This is a genomic window from Microbacterium sp. zg.Y909, assembly GCF_024626565.1.
In genome coordinates this window covers 1-540 of the sequence record NZ_JANJFJ010000743.1, presented here as the reverse complement: position 1 = coordinate 540, position 540 = coordinate 1, and the positions used below count along the sequence as shown (strand labels likewise).

Annotated in this window: 2 pseudogenes; one reads left to right on the top strand and one right to left on the bottom strand. The window is 72.4% G+C overall.

Going from position 1 to position 540, the window contains the following annotated elements:
• Window positions 1-150 (bottom strand): annotated as a pseudogene (locus NQ160_RS24515) (phage holin family protein); the annotation flags it as partial.
• A 71-nt stretch (window positions 151-221) separates the two neighbouring features.
• Between NQ160_RS24515 and NQ160_RS24510 the strand changes: the two are divergent.
• A pseudogene (locus tag NQ160_RS24510) lies at window positions 222-540 on the top strand (aminotransferase); the annotation flags it as partial.

Genomic DNA, 540 nt, shown 5'->3' with positions numbered 1-540 from the left:
CGCGAAGATCGCGGCGACTGCGAGCAGGGTCAGCACGAGCTGCAGGGTCTCGCCGGGTGGGAAGGCGATCACCGTGACCTGCAGCGCGGGGATGAGGGTCACGACCCAGATCGCGAAGGCGTTGACGGCGACGCGGATGATGAAGCGCATGCCCAGCAGTGTCCCACGCCGTGGCGAAGCGGCGGTGCAGCCCGGCTGCGCCGCGCTTGTAGGCTCGGAATGTGACTGAGGCCCCCTCGCCCGCGCCCGTGCGGATCCGTCCCGAGATCGCCGCCCTCCCGCCCTACCGGCAGGGGAAGCAGGCCGGCGCCGATGCGTTCAAGCTCTCCAGCAACGAGAACCCCTTCGAGCCGTTGCCGAGCGTCGTCGAGGCCCTGCGCTCGGCGATCGCCGTCAACCGCTATCCCGACGCATCGGCGTCGCGGCTGCGCGCCCGGCTGGCGGCGCGGTTCGGTGTCAGCAGCGACGCGGTGCACGTGGCGGCCGGCAGCGTGTCGATCCTGCAGCAGCTGGCCCTCGCGACGGCAGGCGCCGGCGACG